This is a genomic window from Caldalkalibacillus mannanilyticus JCM 10596 (assembly GCF_000615945.1).
GTDB classification, from domain to species: Bacteria; Bacillota; Bacilli; order Caldalkalibacillales; family JCM-10596; genus Bacillus_AT; species Bacillus_AT mannanilyticus.
On record NZ_BAMO01000061.1, the window covers coordinates 1 to 15,860 of the forward strand.

Annotated in this window: 11 protein-coding genes, 2 tRNA genes and 4 pseudogenes; 2 read left to right on the forward strand and 15 right to left on the reverse strand. The window is 39.0% G+C overall.

What is annotated here, in order from left to right; translation table 11 throughout:
- Window positions 1-19 precede the first annotated feature (19 nt).
- Window positions 20-124: pseudogene (locus JCM10596_RS31560) on the forward strand (aureocin A53 family class IId bacteriocin); the annotation flags it as partial.
- Between the two features lie 95 nt (window positions 125-219).
- Window positions 220-375, forward strand: a complete 156-nt coding sequence (locus tag JCM10596_RS21630; RefSeq protein WP_369345686.1) for an aureocin A53 family class IId bacteriocin — start codon at window positions 220-222, stop codon at window positions 373-375.
- A gap of 320 nt (window positions 376-695) precedes the next feature.
- Here JCM10596_RS21630 and JCM10596_RS31700 read toward each other — a convergent pair.
- The 15 genes and pseudogenes from JCM10596_RS31700 to JCM10596_RS21700 all read right to left on the reverse strand — a co-directional run.
- Window positions 696-978, reverse strand: a pseudogene (locus JCM10596_RS31700) (IS3-like element IS655 family transposase); the annotation flags it as partial.
- Between the two features lie 303 nt (window positions 979-1,281).
- Complete coding sequence (locus JCM10596_RS31705; protein WP_439644876.1) at window positions 1,282-1,674, reverse strand: transposase; 393 nt, start codon at window positions 1,672-1,674, stop codon at window positions 1,282-1,284.
- Window positions 1,675-1,708: 34 nt separating this feature from the next.
- On the reverse strand, window positions 1,709-2,329 hold the full coding sequence (locus JCM10596_RS31710) for a transposase (protein ID WP_439644877.1): 621 nt from the start codon (window positions 2,327-2,329) through the stop codon (window positions 1,709-1,711).
- Between the two features lie 280 nt (window positions 2,330-2,609).
- Entirely contained in the window at window positions 2,610-4,412 is a 1,803-nt protein-coding gene (gene glmS / locus JCM10596_RS21645; RefSeq protein ID WP_025028894.1) for a glutamine--fructose-6-phosphate transaminase (isomerizing), read from the reverse strand.
- Window positions 4,413-4,877: 465 nt separating this feature from the next.
- On the reverse strand, window positions 4,878-6,221 hold the full coding sequence (gene glmM, locus JCM10596_RS21650) for a phosphoglucosamine mutase (protein ID WP_025028895.1): 1,344 nt from the start codon (window positions 6,219-6,221) through the stop codon (window positions 4,878-4,880).
- 4 nt (window positions 6,222-6,225) lie between these two features.
- A complete protein-coding gene (locus JCM10596_RS21655) occupies window positions 6,226-7,494 on the reverse strand; it encodes a CdaR family protein (RefSeq protein ID WP_025028896.1) in 1,269 nt (422 codons plus the stop codon).
- Window positions 7,487-8,304, reverse strand: a pseudogene (gene cdaA, locus JCM10596_RS26985) (diadenylate cyclase CdaA). The gene JCM10596_RS21655 and the pseudogene cdaA overlap by 8 nt, the downstream one beginning before the upstream one ends.
- A 113-nt stretch (window positions 8,305-8,417) precedes the next feature.
- Window positions 8,418-8,843 carry a bactofilin family protein gene (locus JCM10596_RS26990; RefSeq protein ID WP_051541416.1) on the reverse strand — a complete coding sequence of 142 codons (426 nt, stop codon included), beginning with the start codon at window positions 8,841-8,843 and terminating at the stop codon, window positions 8,418-8,420.
- Between the two features lie 68 nt (window positions 8,844-8,911).
- Complete coding sequence (locus tag JCM10596_RS28960; protein ID WP_081792146.1) at window positions 8,912-9,040, reverse strand: zf-HC2 domain-containing protein; 129 nt, start codon at window positions 9,038-9,040, stop codon at window positions 8,912-8,914.
- Between the two features lie 25 nt (window positions 9,041-9,065).
- The gene (gene sigW / locus JCM10596_RS21670; RefSeq protein WP_025028897.1) at window positions 9,066-9,629 is read right to left on the reverse strand and encodes an RNA polymerase sigma factor SigW; all 564 of its coding nucleotides are present in this window, start codon (window positions 9,627-9,629) and stop codon (window positions 9,066-9,068) included.
- A 196-nt stretch (window positions 9,630-9,825) separates the two neighbouring features.
- Window positions 9,826-12,866: pseudogene (locus JCM10596_RS21680) on the reverse strand (efflux RND transporter permease subunit).
- A 46-nt stretch (window positions 12,867-12,912) separates the two neighbouring features.
- The gene (locus tag JCM10596_RS21685) at window positions 12,913-14,265 is read right to left on the reverse strand and encodes an efflux RND transporter periplasmic adaptor subunit (protein WP_025028900.1); all 1,353 of its coding nucleotides are present in this window, start codon (window positions 14,263-14,265) and stop codon (window positions 12,913-12,915) included.
- A 171-nt stretch (window positions 14,266-14,436) separates the two neighbouring features.
- Window positions 14,437-15,336, reverse strand: coding sequence for an arginase (gene rocF / locus JCM10596_RS21690; RefSeq protein ID WP_025028901.1), 900 nt, complete (start codon window positions 15,334-15,336; stop codon window positions 14,437-14,439).
- A gap of 173 nt (window positions 15,337-15,509) precedes the next feature.
- Window positions 15,510-15,584, reverse strand: a tRNA-Gln gene (locus tag JCM10596_RS21695).
- 6 nt (window positions 15,585-15,590) lie between these two features.
- Window positions 15,591-15,675: transfer RNA gene (locus JCM10596_RS21700), tRNA-Tyr, on the reverse strand.
- Between the last annotated feature and the right edge of the window lie 185 nt (window positions 15,676-15,860).

Sequence of the window (15,860 nt, forward strand, 5' to 3'; positions counted from 1 at the left end):
CAACTAAACTGGAAAAGCAGCTAAATGGGCTTGGGAGAACTTAAATACTGTATTAGGTTGGATTGCCCATGGGGGAGGTACTAAAACTATTATTGCGAGGATCAAACAAATCGCTGGAGAATAAAACATCTAGAGTAAAAAGAGTACGGCAATACTTCTCTTACTCTCAATTCATTAAAATTTGTTTTTTCCAGTCAAATCAATCAAAAACAAAAGGGAGTGACTCAATTGTCTACATTTCTTGAAATTATTGCTCAACTAACTGATAAAGCAGCTAAATGGGCTTGGAATAATAGTGACCAAATTTACCGTTGGATTAGAGAAGGTTTAAAAATACCCACTATCATTGAATTTATTTATCGATATTCTCGATAAAAGAATACTGTAAGATAAGTATTAAGCGAGTAGAGGGGATGCTTTCATTGTCTTCTCTTAAATCCATTTCTCGAATTTAGATATTCTCATTTTTTAAGACACCCCTTTATAATAATATCCAAAGGGGTGTTCCCTTGCAACTTCTTTATAAACTCTCCCTGCAAAAAATGGGCTTTCTCATTAAGACCTTTTGGCATGTCAACATTCACTTATAAGATTTGCAAAGTTTCAGTATCTTAGTATCTTATGTTCAGTTCGTTAAATTATTCAAATACCCGTGTATTTGAATATTGCTGAACTAAATAAGTCATTAAGGATTTGATGCAGATATAATGCCATGTCTGTTGTACTCCTATACTAACAACCACTTTCAGTTCCTGATCAAATTCTTTATTTCTAATTTTGATTCACTACTTGACTTTGCTTGGTTTGAATTGAGCCACTGTATACTTTGAAACAAGACCTTGCTCTCTCTTTATTCGACCGATTCGGTGCCGCGACATTTGACAACCCTTCTTTTTAACCCTTTTTTGTTTTTCTTTGACCACAAATATTCCTATTTTTCTTAAAGCTGTCTACCACCATGCTTGCTATTTCATCATCTTAAAGCCTTATTTCTTCAACCCTTAAATTTCTTTATAACGTTTAAATATTCCATCAAAACTTCTTACTGTATGCTTTATAAAAGCTATACTTGGTCTAGATTACGATCCATATAAATAACCATTACTAAAATTTTTAAAACACATCACTAGTGTTGCATAAAACATTTTAAAAATATTTTTTGATTTTTCAGAATTAACCTTTGAGCTCGAAGAGCTAAAAAGTTACTAACCGGTTAAAGGTCGTTCTGTCCATTTTGCAAATTTATACACTTAATACAAGAGGAGCGTGCTATTGGTTATTTCACCTTCGTTTTTGTCGCCCTCTTGAGGTTCGTTTGGATTTAAAATTTATTCGTGAGATCCAATCTAAACTATGCTGCCATAAGTAAACCTTAAGCCATCGGCTTATTTGAAGTAGTGATTGGTTCGTTTTTTGTTCTAACTTTACGAGTAACAACAAACAATACTTTATTAAAGCAAGAAAGACTTGATTTTCAACAGCTTGATCAGACGTTCCGTAAAGCACAGTGATTTTGGCATGCTGTTTCATCCATTTGAAAAATGTTTCAATAGCCCATCTAAAGCGATAGATCTCACCGAATTCTTCAGCACTAAGATCAAAACGATTTGTAATGATTCTAATGGGATTTCCTTCGGTATCAACCGTTTCAACTAAACGCAAAACATTTTCCATATGCTTTTGAGCGCTTCCTATGACGACCATAGAATCATATTGGATTGCGCTCTTCCGGTAGTGTAAAAGCTTCTAATGTATGAATCACAGCATTCTTTTTTAAGCGAGAGGCAAAGAAAATGCCTTGATCACAGTATGTATCAAACTTTTCATAATCGACATACCCTCGGTCAAATACGTACATGGCATCTGCTTCATCAATGAGAAATTCCATCTGAGTACGGTCATTACGACTAGCAGAGGTCACGATCACTTTTTCAGGATAAACCGTTTCATTATCCATGAAAACAAGTCTTAAATGAAGTTTGATACCTGCCTTTGTTTTTCGGAACTTTGCCCATTTAAACTGACTTAAACAAAGTGAAATCGTACTCGAATCAATGACCTTCAAGTTTCTAATAGAACTCATTCTAGAAGGAGAATAGCCTTGAATTTGGATAACTAGCTCATGAAAGATAGCTTCAAGTATGTCAGCGTCCACACGATTATTTTTTCGTGATAGCTGTGCATGAAAAAATAATAAGATATACGATGCTGTTGTTAATTTTTTTACGTACTTATCCTGCTGAAGTTCATCAACTTTTTCTTGAAAATTTAATGAATTGATGGGCGCTACCCATTTACCAAATGAAAAAAGTAGTGTATCCTTATCCATAACGGTTATCCTTTACTATTGGATTTGGACAGGAACCACCTGTACTTCCATTGTAAAGGATTTTTTTTGTCCTTCGGACAATACACCATTAAATATTCTGGTGTATTATAAATGTTTTGAATTAATTAATACAACTCTAGTGAAAGATTATACAAAAATTTATACTTTCTTATTCAGTAAAAAAACACACGTTCGATTACATTAATTATAATCAATAACGTGTGTTTTTTAAACGACTTTATTTGTAATTAAACACCTTCTTGGAATGATAGTCTAATCCCTACTCCACCGTCACTGACTTCGCCAAGTTTCTTGGCTTATCTACATCGCATCCGCGTTGTAGAGCAGCATAGTAGGAGATTAATTGTGTTGGAATGACAGATACAAGCGGAGTTAATAAAGGATGGACCTTAGGTAATACCCAAGCATCTCCCTCTTCTTCAAATCCTTTGGTAGAAATAACGCATGTGTTAGCCCCGCGAGCCACAACTTCCTGTGCATTACTGCGCGTATTCTTGGCTACTTTTTCATCCGTTAAAAGAACAAACACAGGAGTACCATCTTCAATTAACGCGATCGGGCCATGCTTTAATTCTCCTCCCGCATATCCTTCCGCTTGGATGTACGAGATTTCTTTTAGCTTCAAGGCTCCCTCTAGGCAGACCGCAAAGTCCTGTAAACGCCCAATGAAGAAACACTTATCTTTGCCTGTTAAGTAAGAGTCTACAATTTGCTTCGCCTTTTCCTTCATATCCTTTAAGGATTCCATTGCCGTAGAAATCATCTTCAGTTCGTGGAACATGTCAATGTTTCCTTCAATTCCATTACGCTCGGCTAAATGGATGGAGAATAGAGAAAGGACAGCAATTTGAGCTGTATAAGCCTTCGTCGAAGCCACTGCAATCTCTGGACCTGCATGAGTAAGCAACTGATAATCTGCTTCACGATAAAGCGTGCTTCCTTGTACATTAGTAATCGTTAAGGTTGGTAAGCCTAGTTCCTTGATCTGCTTTAATACTCCACGTGAATCGGCTGTTTCTCCACTTTGACTAATGAAGATAAAGAGTGAGTTCTTCTCGATTAAAGGCTCGCTATACATATACTCTGAAGCAATGTGTACTTCAGTTGGGATCTTCGCAATTTTCTCCAGAATCGTTTTTCCAACAAGCCCTGCATGGTAACTAGTACCTGCTGCGACGATATAGATTCGACTTGGTACAGGTAGCCCCTGTAATTCCTCCGCGATATTAAGCATACCATTCTCATCCTGATACTTACTAATAATGTTACGGATGACCGAAGGCTGTTCGTCGATTTCTTTCAGCATAAAATGCTCATATTGTCCTGTTTCAACAGAACTAACATCCCAATCCACACTATATACTTCACGCTCAAGTACCTCTCCAGCATAGTTCTTAATCGTTAACTCGTTGCGATCAAAAACGACATATTCCTCATCCTTAAGCTCTTTGAACTGGTTCGTCACATGAATCATAGCTGTTGCATCACTTGCAACCATGTTTTCCCCTTCACCAATTCCAGCTAATAATGGACTTTTGTTTTTCGCTGCATAGAGCTTCTTAGGCTCTTCAGCATCTACTAGAGCAAGGGCATAGGAACCTTCTAATAAAGTTAAAACCTTACGAAAGGCTTCTTCTGTAGCTAAACCTTGAGTACTAAAATGATCAACTAAGTGAACCACGATTTCCGTATCTGTTTCACTTAATCGCTCCACATTCGGCACATACGTTTCTTTTAACTCTTTATAGTTTTCAATAATTCCGTTATGAACAAGGGTAAAACGACCAGAATAGCTCTGATGAGGATGGGCATTGGTCTGGTTTGGCACACCATGTGTCGCCCAACGAGTATGACCAATTCCTACTGTTCCTTCGATCTCCATTCCTTCAATCAGGTTTTCTAACTCCTTGATTTTCCCTTTTTCTTTATAGATATTGATCGCTTGATTCCCTACGATACAAATTCCCGATGAATCATATCCGCGGTACTCCAAACGCTTAAGTCCAGTAATAACAACCTCTTTCGCTTCTCTCTCTCCAATATATCCAACGATTCCGCACATCTTTATTTCCTCCTATTTTGAGATAGGAGACATTTATTTTTGTTTTTTGAACAGGGGAAATAAATGTCCCCTATCATTCCGTTTGTTTTATTATTTTTTATCATGTGCCGTGTCATATCCTTTAGTCATAAGGTCACCCTCATGTTTTGTCATATGACTCAACTACAGCGGCATTCTGTAGGGAGGCACCCGCCGATCACTCGATAACCTCCACCCTCGTCAACTAGAGTATCACTCTCTAGCCCTGGCGCTTGTATTGTATAGTACAACCTCTACCCTCTCTTTCCTGCTAAAGTAAAAAGAATTACGAAATTAACTATACCACATTCTCAGCATCAGTCAATCCTTATTTTGGGTATATTCTATGTAAAAAAAGAAAAGTTGTGCTTAAAATGGCACAACCTTTCCCTATTTTGCTCGTCTATTTTCGATTTCACCATGATCTTAGCTGTTTTTTAAAAAAAATTATTGACCAAACTCGGCTTGAATCACCTGGACAATTTGATCCACCCATTCATCCATCGCTTGTGCATTTTCCGCTTCAGCCATCACACGCACTAGGGACTCCGTACCAGATGCTCGGACAAGCACACGGCCTTTTCCTCCCATCTCTTCCTCCACCTGCTTAATGATGTCGAGAACCTTTGTATTCTGCATGACCGCCTGTTTATCTGTCACCTTAATATTCACTAACTTTTGAGGATAAATGGTCAATCCCTTCACTAATTCAGATAGCTTTTTCCCTTGTTCCTGCATAATGTTAACCACCTGGATAGCCGATAAGAGTCCATCCCCTGTTGTGATGTAATCGAGGAAGATGATGTGACCGGATTGCTCTCCACCAAGGTTATAGCCACCTTTTCGCATTTCCTCCATTACGTAGCGGTCTCCTACAGCCGTCGTAGCTGTCTGAATTCCCTTTTCTTCTAAAGCTTTATAAAATCCCATATTGCTCATCACAGTGGTAACCACTGTATCCTGCTTCAATTCTCCGCGTTCTTTCATCGCTGAAGCACAAATATACATAATTTGATCCCCATCTACGATGTTCCCAAGTTCATCCACAACAATTAAACGATCGGCATCTCCGTCAAATGCTAGACCGATATCTGCTTTTTTCTCCAGAACCACTTCCTTTAGCTTTTCTGGATGAGTCGAACCCACTCCATCATTAATATTTAATCCATTGGGACTGGAGCCGATGGTAGTGATGCTGGCACCCAGATCGCCAATGAGCTGTGGTGCTAGAGAAGACGCCGCTCCATGGGCACAGTCAAGAACAATATGCAATCCTTCAAAATCATGGTTCACCGTTGATTTTAAATAGTGTAAATACTTTTGTCCCCCTTCAAAGAAATCGCTGATTTCTCCGATTCCGCCCCCTACAGGACGTGGAAGCTGGTCCTCTGCTGCATCCAATAGCTCTTCAATCTCCAACTCTTGCTGATCTAACAGCTTAAAGCCATCAGGTCCAAAGAATTTGATTCCATTATCTTCAACCGGATTGTGCGACGCTGAGATCATTACTCCTGCTTGAGCTCCCATTGCTTTAGTTAAGTACGCCACACCCGGAGTCGTCATTATACCTACACGAATCACTTCAACTCCAATAGAAAGCAATCCTGCTGTAAGAGCTCCTTCTAGCATATTCCCTGAGATACGTGTGTCCCGTCCAACAACTACTCTTGGGCACTCTAATCCCTTGGTCAGGACATATCCCCCACACCTACCTAATTTATAGGCTAATTCAGCCGTTAGCTCTGTATTCGCTACTCCTCTTACACCATCTGTTCCAAAATATTTCCCCATTTTATTATTCTCCTCCTATTTCCTCTTCTTCTGTCGTGTTTCCTGAGGTTTCTTGCACCTCTTCTATTGGTCTGATGTTTACTTTTACGATTCGATTAACAAAAGATGTTCGAATATGCTCTGGAAGATTCAAAATGACACTGATATTATGCTGTCCAGGTCCTAATTGACTAACATCAATGGAAGTTCGAATGTCCTTGAGCTGAATCAACTCTAATTGCTCCTTACTTCCTAACAATTCAATATCTAGCTTTCCATTTGTGGGCTCCAGAAATTGAATTTCATAGCTTTCACTTAGACCTATTACTTCAATAGGAACTCCAAGAAATTCTCTTTTTTGAGTGGTTCCTACTTTCACCTCGATATCAATCACCTTGGGAGTAATCTCTTGCCACTCTCGATCCTTAGAAACAGTATATTGAATCGTCGTTGAGCTCGTGATTTTGGAGAGGTCCAGCGTTCCTTCAATACGTGTTAACTTCTCTAAAACCTTAGGAGCAGCAAAAACTTCAATTTCCTTATCGCTTAGCTCTACACTAATAAGACTTAGTCCTGATGGTAAGCTATTCTCTAATTTTAAGCTGAAAGGGACCTTTTTACTTGGACTTTTGACTGGAACAGACACCTCTACCTCATTAGGGCTTACTTCTGCTTTCAATTCGTTGCCATAACGATCGAAGGCTCGGAGTGTCACTTGATCAACAAAGGACTGATCCACTCGATCCACATCTACATATCCCTTCACTACTGCCACACGATCCAGCACAGTGGTAGAAGCAATAACATGAACCTGATCCAGCCTCACTTTAGGCTGTTCCACTGTGTACCCTTCCTTTGGTTTACCCGTCACTTCGATCTCAAATGGAAAGGATTTGACCTCTTTCTTTTCAATGACCACGTTGATAAAACGAGGAATAATTTCCACTCTCAATTCAGAAGGAAAGCCCTCATGCTTCACAGGAAGACGATGCCTTCCTTCACTCAAGCCTGTTAAGTCTACATAAACACGATACGGGTCCGCTCGCAGCATATTTAGATTTAAGAGCGCCCTTCTTCCAGTAAGCAGAACCTGCACCGCCTCATAATCCATTTCCATAATTTCATACAGTTCTTCGTCATATACTGCTTCTACTTTCACATTATCCATCGAAAGATGACCCTCTTGTACAGTGGAGCCAGGTTGTTCATCTAACGTAACAACCATCCACAGCATAAAAGCCAGCAGAAAGGCCAATCCTTTGATAACCGCATTATTTTGTAAGAACTTATCCATTCTTCTTCCCCCTCACCCAGAAAGAAGAAGGGGTTTTCACTTGAGGACGTAATTCTTGGTCAAATATTTCGAGTAATTCTTCATCACTTAACTCACGATGAATCTCTCCATTTTTGGACATCGAAATCTGCCCCGTTTCTTCCGACACAATAATAGCTAGACAATCTGTTAGTTCACTCAGCCCAAGAGCAGCCCGGTGCCTCGTTCCTAGCTCTTTGCTGATAAAAGGGTTCTCAGATAACGGAAGATAGCATCCAGCTGCCATAATGGTATCTTTACGGATGATCACAGCGCCATCATGAAGAGGAGTATTAGGGATAAAGATATTAATTAATAATTCCGAAGAAGCACTCCCCTCAATCTTAATTCCTGTTTCAATATAATCATTTAACCCTGTTTCTCTTTCAAAAACTAATAATGCCCCGATTCGACGCTTGGCTAAGTATTGAACAGCCTTCACCGTTTCTACAATGACTTTGGTAAATTTCTCATCGTCTGGATGGTTGCTTCTGGAGAAGAAGCTCCCTCTTCCTAGCTGCTCTAAGGCACGGCGTAGTTCAGGCTGAAATATGATCAAAATCGCTAGTACCCGTAGGTCATTGCTTGGGACATCAGCCAAGAGAGGGTTTTGAGTCCTAGAAAACTACTTAACAACCATCCGGCTACAATGACCATCATACCCTTAAGCAATTGAACCGCCCTAGTTCCCCTAATTAATGTTATCAATTTATAGATAACGAATGTAACCAGAAGGATATCGATAAACTCGATCACAAAGTCCATAAAGGTAATATTAGATAAAAAGTCCATGAGCTATCCCCCACGTTTCTAGTTAACATTTAGTCTGACCGAATATGTATCAACTTATTTTCCCGATACGAAAAGAGCACGCATATTGCCGTGCTCTTTCCATTTTACACGATCTATGGTTTTAATTGAAGCGCTTCTTTTATCCATCTCTGCGCATGGTACCAAACCCATCTCATAAATTGATCGATCTCTTCCACCTGCCCTGCAATATGGGCTGTAGAAGCTTGATACACCTGTCCATCTGTAACGATGACATCCCCCGTCACTTCTCCTCGGATCTCTACATTTCCATTACGTACAACCAAATCACCTTCGATCACTTGGTCATCTGGTACAACGACTGTACTATTCTCATAATCAACATAGATCTGCTCCATGTTAGGAACAGATACATAGAACTGATCTCGACCCTCTGTCCAAATCGAAACAAAGCTACCCGCCATTAAGAAGAGAAAAATAGAGGCTGCAACTAGTATAGGATGTCCCTTGATCCAACGTTTCCACTTATCTTTCATCTCTTCTTTTGGTAACTGTGTCATGACACGGTCTACAAAATGGTCTGGTGCTTTGATCTGAGATTGACCTTTTAATAGCAGGATGGTGGTCTTTAGCTCCTCAAACTCATGACGGCAATGTTCACAGCTTCAAGATGCTGTTTAAATTCAGGTAGTGACAATTCATCTAGCTCATCATCTAAATAATCATGCATCCATTGCTTAGATCGTGTGCAGTCCATTTTCCGTGCCCTCCTTTCATATCCATCAAACACCTTTTAATAGTTTCTTTAATGCCTCTCGCCCACGGTGAATTCTTGTTTTAATGGTGGTGACTGGGAGGTCAATAATTTCACTAATTTCTTGTAGACTTAAATCCTCAATATACCTAAGGATCATAATTGATTTGTATTTGATCGGCAATTGGTCAATCGCTTGCTGAACTTCATTTTGCAGTTCAATCGTCATTACTTCTGCTTCGGGTCCCTTCGCTTTATCTGCGATTTGAGAATACATATCAAGCCCTTCTGTTGCCGCGACCTCCTGATCTAAGGAATACGTAATTTGTCTCTTGCGTAAACGATCGATGCAAAGATTTGTAGCAATCCGATAAATCCATGTTGAAAATTTATGAGTCTGATCATATCTAGAAAGATTCGCATAGACTCGTAAAAATGTTTCTTGACCTATATCCTCTGCCTCAGTTCGGTTCCCTAACATCCGATAAGCAACCTGAAAAATCTTGTTTTTATATAATTCAACAATCTCTTCAAAAGCCTGCCGATCTCCAGCAAGCGCTTGCTTTATTAATCTCTGCTCTAATGTATCCATGACATACCCCCGCTAGTAGACCGCGGATTACTACCTCTTACGTATCTACTGCAAAAAAAGTTTCAACTCATTTTAACATATTTTTTCAATCTTTTTTTAAACTATTTTTTAATTCGAAATTTCTTCTTATCTTATGATGAGAAAAAAGCTCATCCATGTTTCTCTTTTTTGGATGAGCCTTAAATCAAGCCTTATTTTACATTGATGATTCTGTTAAAGCCTCTTCATTCATTTTTTGCATTTTTTCTCTCATTTTTCTTTCGCGTCGTCCTTCAAATAGTTCATACATCACCGGTACTAAGATCAATGAAATAATAGTGGCAAAGATCAAACCGAAGATAACAGACGTAGCAATCGGAGTTTGGAAGTTAGATGACTCACTTCCTCCAATGAACATCGGAATCAAGCCCGTTACGGTTGTAATCGTTGTTGTCATGATTGCCCTCATTCTGGCATGAACAGCTGCGTGATCGCTTCTCTCAGGGTTTCATATTTCTCTCGATTCTTATTGATGAAATCAATTAAGACAATCGAGTTATTCACCACTATTCCAACAAGCATGACCATTCCAATCATGGCAAACGGATCAAAAGATCTACCAGTCACTAGGAAACCAATCGTCACCCCTATTACGGTAAATGGGAGTGATAAGAAAATAACGAATGGTTGACGCAAACTGTTAAACTGAATAATCAGGATAAAAACAACTGCAGCAATAGACATAACTAACATCTTCCACAACATCGAAGTTTCTTCTTGTTGTTGTTTAATCTTACCTCCAAAGTAGATTTCTACACCTGGAGCATGGTATTGACTAATAAATTTTTCTATGGAGGAAACGACTTCCTGTCTCTTAAAGATATCGAAATATATTAAGAAGGTGGTTTGATAGGAACCATCTACTCTCCTTCTATTTCCTTCTACTGTACCCTTTTCAATATTCACTACACTGTCTAAAGAAACAAGGTTATTTTCATCTAGTGGTAGCTCTAGTAATTGTTTAGGTGAATGACGATAGACATCTGGAGTTTGAATATTCATTGTTCGATTTTCACCATTAATCTTAATTGTACTACTTCTTCCTTGTAAAATCAGAGATAAGTATTGTTCTATGCTATTCTGGGACAAGCCATGTTGCTTAAGCTTCTCCTCATCAAACGAAAGAATCCACTTCTCATCACCTTTAGATTCGTTTAAATCGTCGAGCCTTGTTACATCAGGAATCATTTCAAGTTCTTCTTTAATCAAGGGTAGCGCCTGTGTTAACTGTTCTAAATTGGAAGAATTTATCTGAATTTCTGCAATACCAGATAAAGCCTCCCCTAGCTGCATGCTATACGATGTGACTAAAAACTCTTCTTCTACTAACCTTGTTATTTCCTTCCGTATATCCTCGTAGTCTCTAGTTGCCTCATCCTCATCAAGAAAGGTAATGTACATAGACGTCGAGCTTGCATTTGACTCCGTTAATGAATAAGAAACATCTTTGACTCCTTCAATCTCTTGAAAGCTTTTCGAAGCATCTGCAAATACTTCTTTACTTAGTTCAAAATCAATGTTCTCTTCAACCTGTAAAAAAACCTGTAAGTAGTTCCCCTCATTCTCTCCACCAAAGCTCTTTGGTACAACACCAAGCAATAAGATCAATGCTACAAAGAAAAGAAGGACAAAACTAAAGATGGTTCTCTTTTTACGGTTTAAGCAGTACTCTAATACTCTTTTTAGGTTTTGCGCCCATTTTTGTGTCCATTTTTGTATCCATCCTTCTGATCCCTCTTTTACTTCAGTTAATTTTAAAGATAAGATAGGAACTAGAATAAACGCAACCAACAAGGAACTTAATAAAGAAAAAGTAATCGTAAAAGAAAAGTATTTCATTGTATTTCCAATGGTTCCTTCTAAAATTCCAATTGGCAAAAATACTGCCACTGTCGTCAACACGGAGGATAACACTGGAGCAAATACCTCCTTTGTCCCTTCAAGCACCGCTGTTAACCTTTCTTCTCCTTCTTTCAATCTTCTAAAGATATTATCTAGTACTACAATACATGCATCGACAATCATACCCGTTCCGATTCCTAGACCGATCAAGCTGACGATATTAAGTGTAAAACCATACCAATCCATAGCAAGAATCGTCATTAGAATACATATGGGGATACTCAAACCGATAATCAACATAGTACGAAAACTTCGATACACGATTAAAAGAATAAAAATTGCTAGAAAACCGCCAATGAGGATATTTGTAACAAGTTCTTTCACAGCCGTGCCAATATACTGAGAACTATCAAAAATAACTTTATATTCCCAATCCGAGTTTCTTTCTTCATAAAGTTCACTTAAAGTTTGCAATACATTTTTTCCAACTTCGATCTCACTAACTCCTTTTGAAATAAAAATTTCAATACTATAATAAGGATCAGAATTGTAGTATTGTGCTAATGAGCTGGCTTTGGATTGCATTTGTATGTCAACATGATTAGATAGCTTAGTTCCATCTTCTAAGTTGAACTCCCTTAATTCGTTCAGTGATTGTACTTTAGGAGCAGAATGGATTTGCGCTTTCTCTCCACTAAAAGAAAGAGTTCCCATAACCGTCGAAGAAAATAGGCTGCTCATTTCTTGAATTATGCCTTCTGTTTTCTGAGCTCCTTTTAAAGCTTCAGGTTTTAATTCAACGATGAGTTGTTCTTGACGATAATCGAGGTCAGATCGAACTTCTCCAACAGAAGGAATCTTTTTCAATGTAGGTATAATAACCTTTTCTAACTCATCAAGCGTATCTCTGCCTTCTATATTTTCCGGAATGATCGCTAATGATAAAAGAGGCACAAAATCACTAGAGGAATAATCTTGCACCCCTTTCGATTCAAGATTAAAAGCAACATTATTTAGAGCTTTCTCAACTTCTGATTTAACCTCGTTTTGCTGTTCTATTTTGACTGTATTCTTGAATTGTATAGTAATATTAGTCCCACGTGTATGGGTATTTGCACGTACACTTTGAACGTAGGGTGATCTAAGTGCTACATCTTCAATTGGTTTAACAACCTTTTCTTCAATCTCCGTCGGATCAACATCCAATTTTACGTTAGCGTATACTGTAATAAACGGTTGCTTAATGTCTGGCATCAACTTCTGCGGCATCGTAAGAGCCGTATAGGTTCCCCCAATCAATATCGCGATACATAAAAGAAAAACAACTATTTTTCGTTCTATCAACATGTTAAACATCTATAGAATCTCTCCTATTCTACAATTTTTACTGTATCTTGATCATTTAGGAGCTCTGTCCGACTACAGCGATCATTTCGCCCTCTTTTAGTCCCTCTACAATCTCTACCTTTAGCTTATAGATCTGACCCGTTTTCACTTCTCTGCGCTGAGCTATGTTATTTTGGATCACATAGACATACTTCTTGCCCTCATCCTCCATAATGGTATTACTTGGGACGCTGATCACTTTATTGGCTTTAGATTGATCAAGAATCAAATGAGTCGTCATACCAGGTAAAATGGTAAGCTCACTATTATTCACTTCTATCCTTAATTCGAAGCCATTCTTTTCTGTACTTTTAGACGTAGACAAGAAAATGATCTTTCCTTTTGTCGTTAGATTGAGAACAGGGATATAGATTTCAATTTCCTCTAGTTCCTTCACCTTGTCAAAATCATATTCTGAAATATAGGTTCTCGCGTGTAAGACATCATGCTGTTCAACATGAGCAAGCACCTGCTGAGGAGAAACAGTATCTCCTTCATTGACATCCAGTTTCACCAGCACTCCGGAAATCGGGGAGCTAATCAATTTCTTTTCTAGTTGTGACTTCGCCAGCTCATTGGCAACTTGAGAATCCTTCACCGCTTGATCCAACAGAGCGTAATTATGCTTGGCTCTTGACTGCTCAAGCTGTTGCTTGGCTTGAGCCACAGCCAGCTTAGCACTTTCAATTTGCCCATCTATGACCTCTGTATACTTCTCCGCTTGCTCTACCTGTTGTTCGGCTAAGGCTACATCTATTTCCATCTTTTTTAACTCATCGCTTGATCTCGTTAACTCTTCTCTAGAAATCGAGCCATGTTCAAACAAAATCTTTTTTTCTTCATGACCTCGTTCCATTGTCTGTAGCTGCGTCTTTAGCTTCGTTACATTTTGCTTAGCTTCTACAATCGACTGCTCATGCTTCGCTTTTCCGTTTTCTGCTTCTTTCAAGGCAATTTCTCTTTCTCTTACGGCACTTTCAGCACTTTTCACTAAACTATTTTGATCTGCTTTATCTTTCTCCGCTCTAATTCGAGCTTGATTAGCGGAGATTTCCTCTTTCTGATACTGTAAGGACATTGCTTTGTTATCTAATTCCAGCAATTGTTGATTCGCCTTTACATGCTGACCCACTTCTACATTTTTCTTTTGAACCGTCCCTGATATTTCTGCGACGATTGTTGAACGACTTGATGGGAGCAACTCCGCACTAATGGTATTCTCTAATCCCATTCTTTCTACTGATACAGGAGCTACCCTTACTTTCTTCTCTACCTCTTGAGGTCCTTCTATGTCTGCTATCATTTCTTGACTACACCCCACCAAAGAGATGAGAGATATGATCATAATTGCTACAATCCACTTCTTCACCAAATTTCCTCCTCCACTTCACAACATCTGTGTATCATTCATCATTTTATATCATAGCGTCTTCCATTTTAAAGGAAGATTGTTAAGAAATTATCAAGAAAATTATTTTTTTTATAAAAAACCTCTTATTCTCACAAAAAGTTTGCAAGAATAAGAGGTTTTGGTCTATCTTTAGATTAATTTTTCTCCAAATAGAGAGCCCATTAAGGCAACAGCTACATTGGCTGTGGTATTTTTTTGATCTAAAATCGGATTGACTTCAACAAACTCACAGGAGGTAATAATATCTGCCTCAGCTAAAATCTCCATGGCTAAATGACTTTCACGATAAGAGATTCCTCCTATCACTGGAGTCCCTACTCCCGGACAATCATGCGGATCTAAACCATCAAGATCAAGGCTCAAATGAACGCCATCTGTTCCATTGCTCACATATTCCACTGCTTCTTCCATAACTTTGGTCATGCCCATACGATCGATCTCATGCATGGTATATACCTTGATTCCAAGTTCTTTAATTAATTTCTTTTCTCCCTCATCCAAATCCCTTGCTCCAATGATCACAATGTTCTCGGGTTTAATTTTGGGAGCAAAACCTAAGATATGAGTCAGTCTTTCATGCCCAATTCCTAGAGATGCAGCAAGGGGCATTCCATGAATGTTTCCAGAAGGAGATGTTTCTCCAGTATTTAGATCTCCATGAGCATCATACCAGATCACACCAAGATTCTTCTTATGCTGAGCTACTCCAGCGATCGTTCCTATGGCAATAGAGTGATCTCCCCCAAACACTAGGGGAAAGCGACCTTCACTGATGATGGCGCTTACTTTCTCAGCTAGCTCTTGGCTCACTTGAGTGACTTCATCTAAACGTTTTAAATTCAGATTATTTTCCGCTGGTTCTTCTACTCTGGGGATGGAAAGATCACCTAAATCCTTAACATCGTAGCCGAGTCTTTTGATACGTTCGATTGCATTCGCATATCGGATCGCACTAGGTCCCATATCTACGCCTCGTCTACCTTGTCCTAAATCCATTGGCACACCAATTACACTAATATTTTTATTCAATGTTCTTTCCTCCTTGGATCTATTACTACCTATATTGTATCCCGAATCAAAAAGGTGACTCAACTCGACAAAAAGGTGAATATATATACTCAGATGGAGGGGTTATGAACGTAGTTCTGCATATAAATAAAAAAACCACCACATTTTGTATGTGATGGTATAACTGTTATGTATGGCTGGGCTATCTGGATTCGAACCAGAGAATGACGGAGTCAAAGTCCGTTGCCTTACCGCTTGGCGATAGCCCAATAATATGGTGGAGGGGGACGGATTCGAACCGCCGAACCCATAGGGAACAGATTTACAGTCTGCCGCGTTTAGCCACTTCGCTACCCCTCCGTATTAGATGATGAGAGGCTAGAAGTGAAACGAGCCTGCTTCATTGAATTGGTGACCCGTAGGGGATTCCGACGCGTTAGCTAGTCAGTGAATAGCTTCTTGTGCGTTACTTCTTCTGGGGAACCCTTGGGTGAGAATCCTACTTCTTAGAAATTTGGTGACCCATAGGAGATTCCGACGCGTTA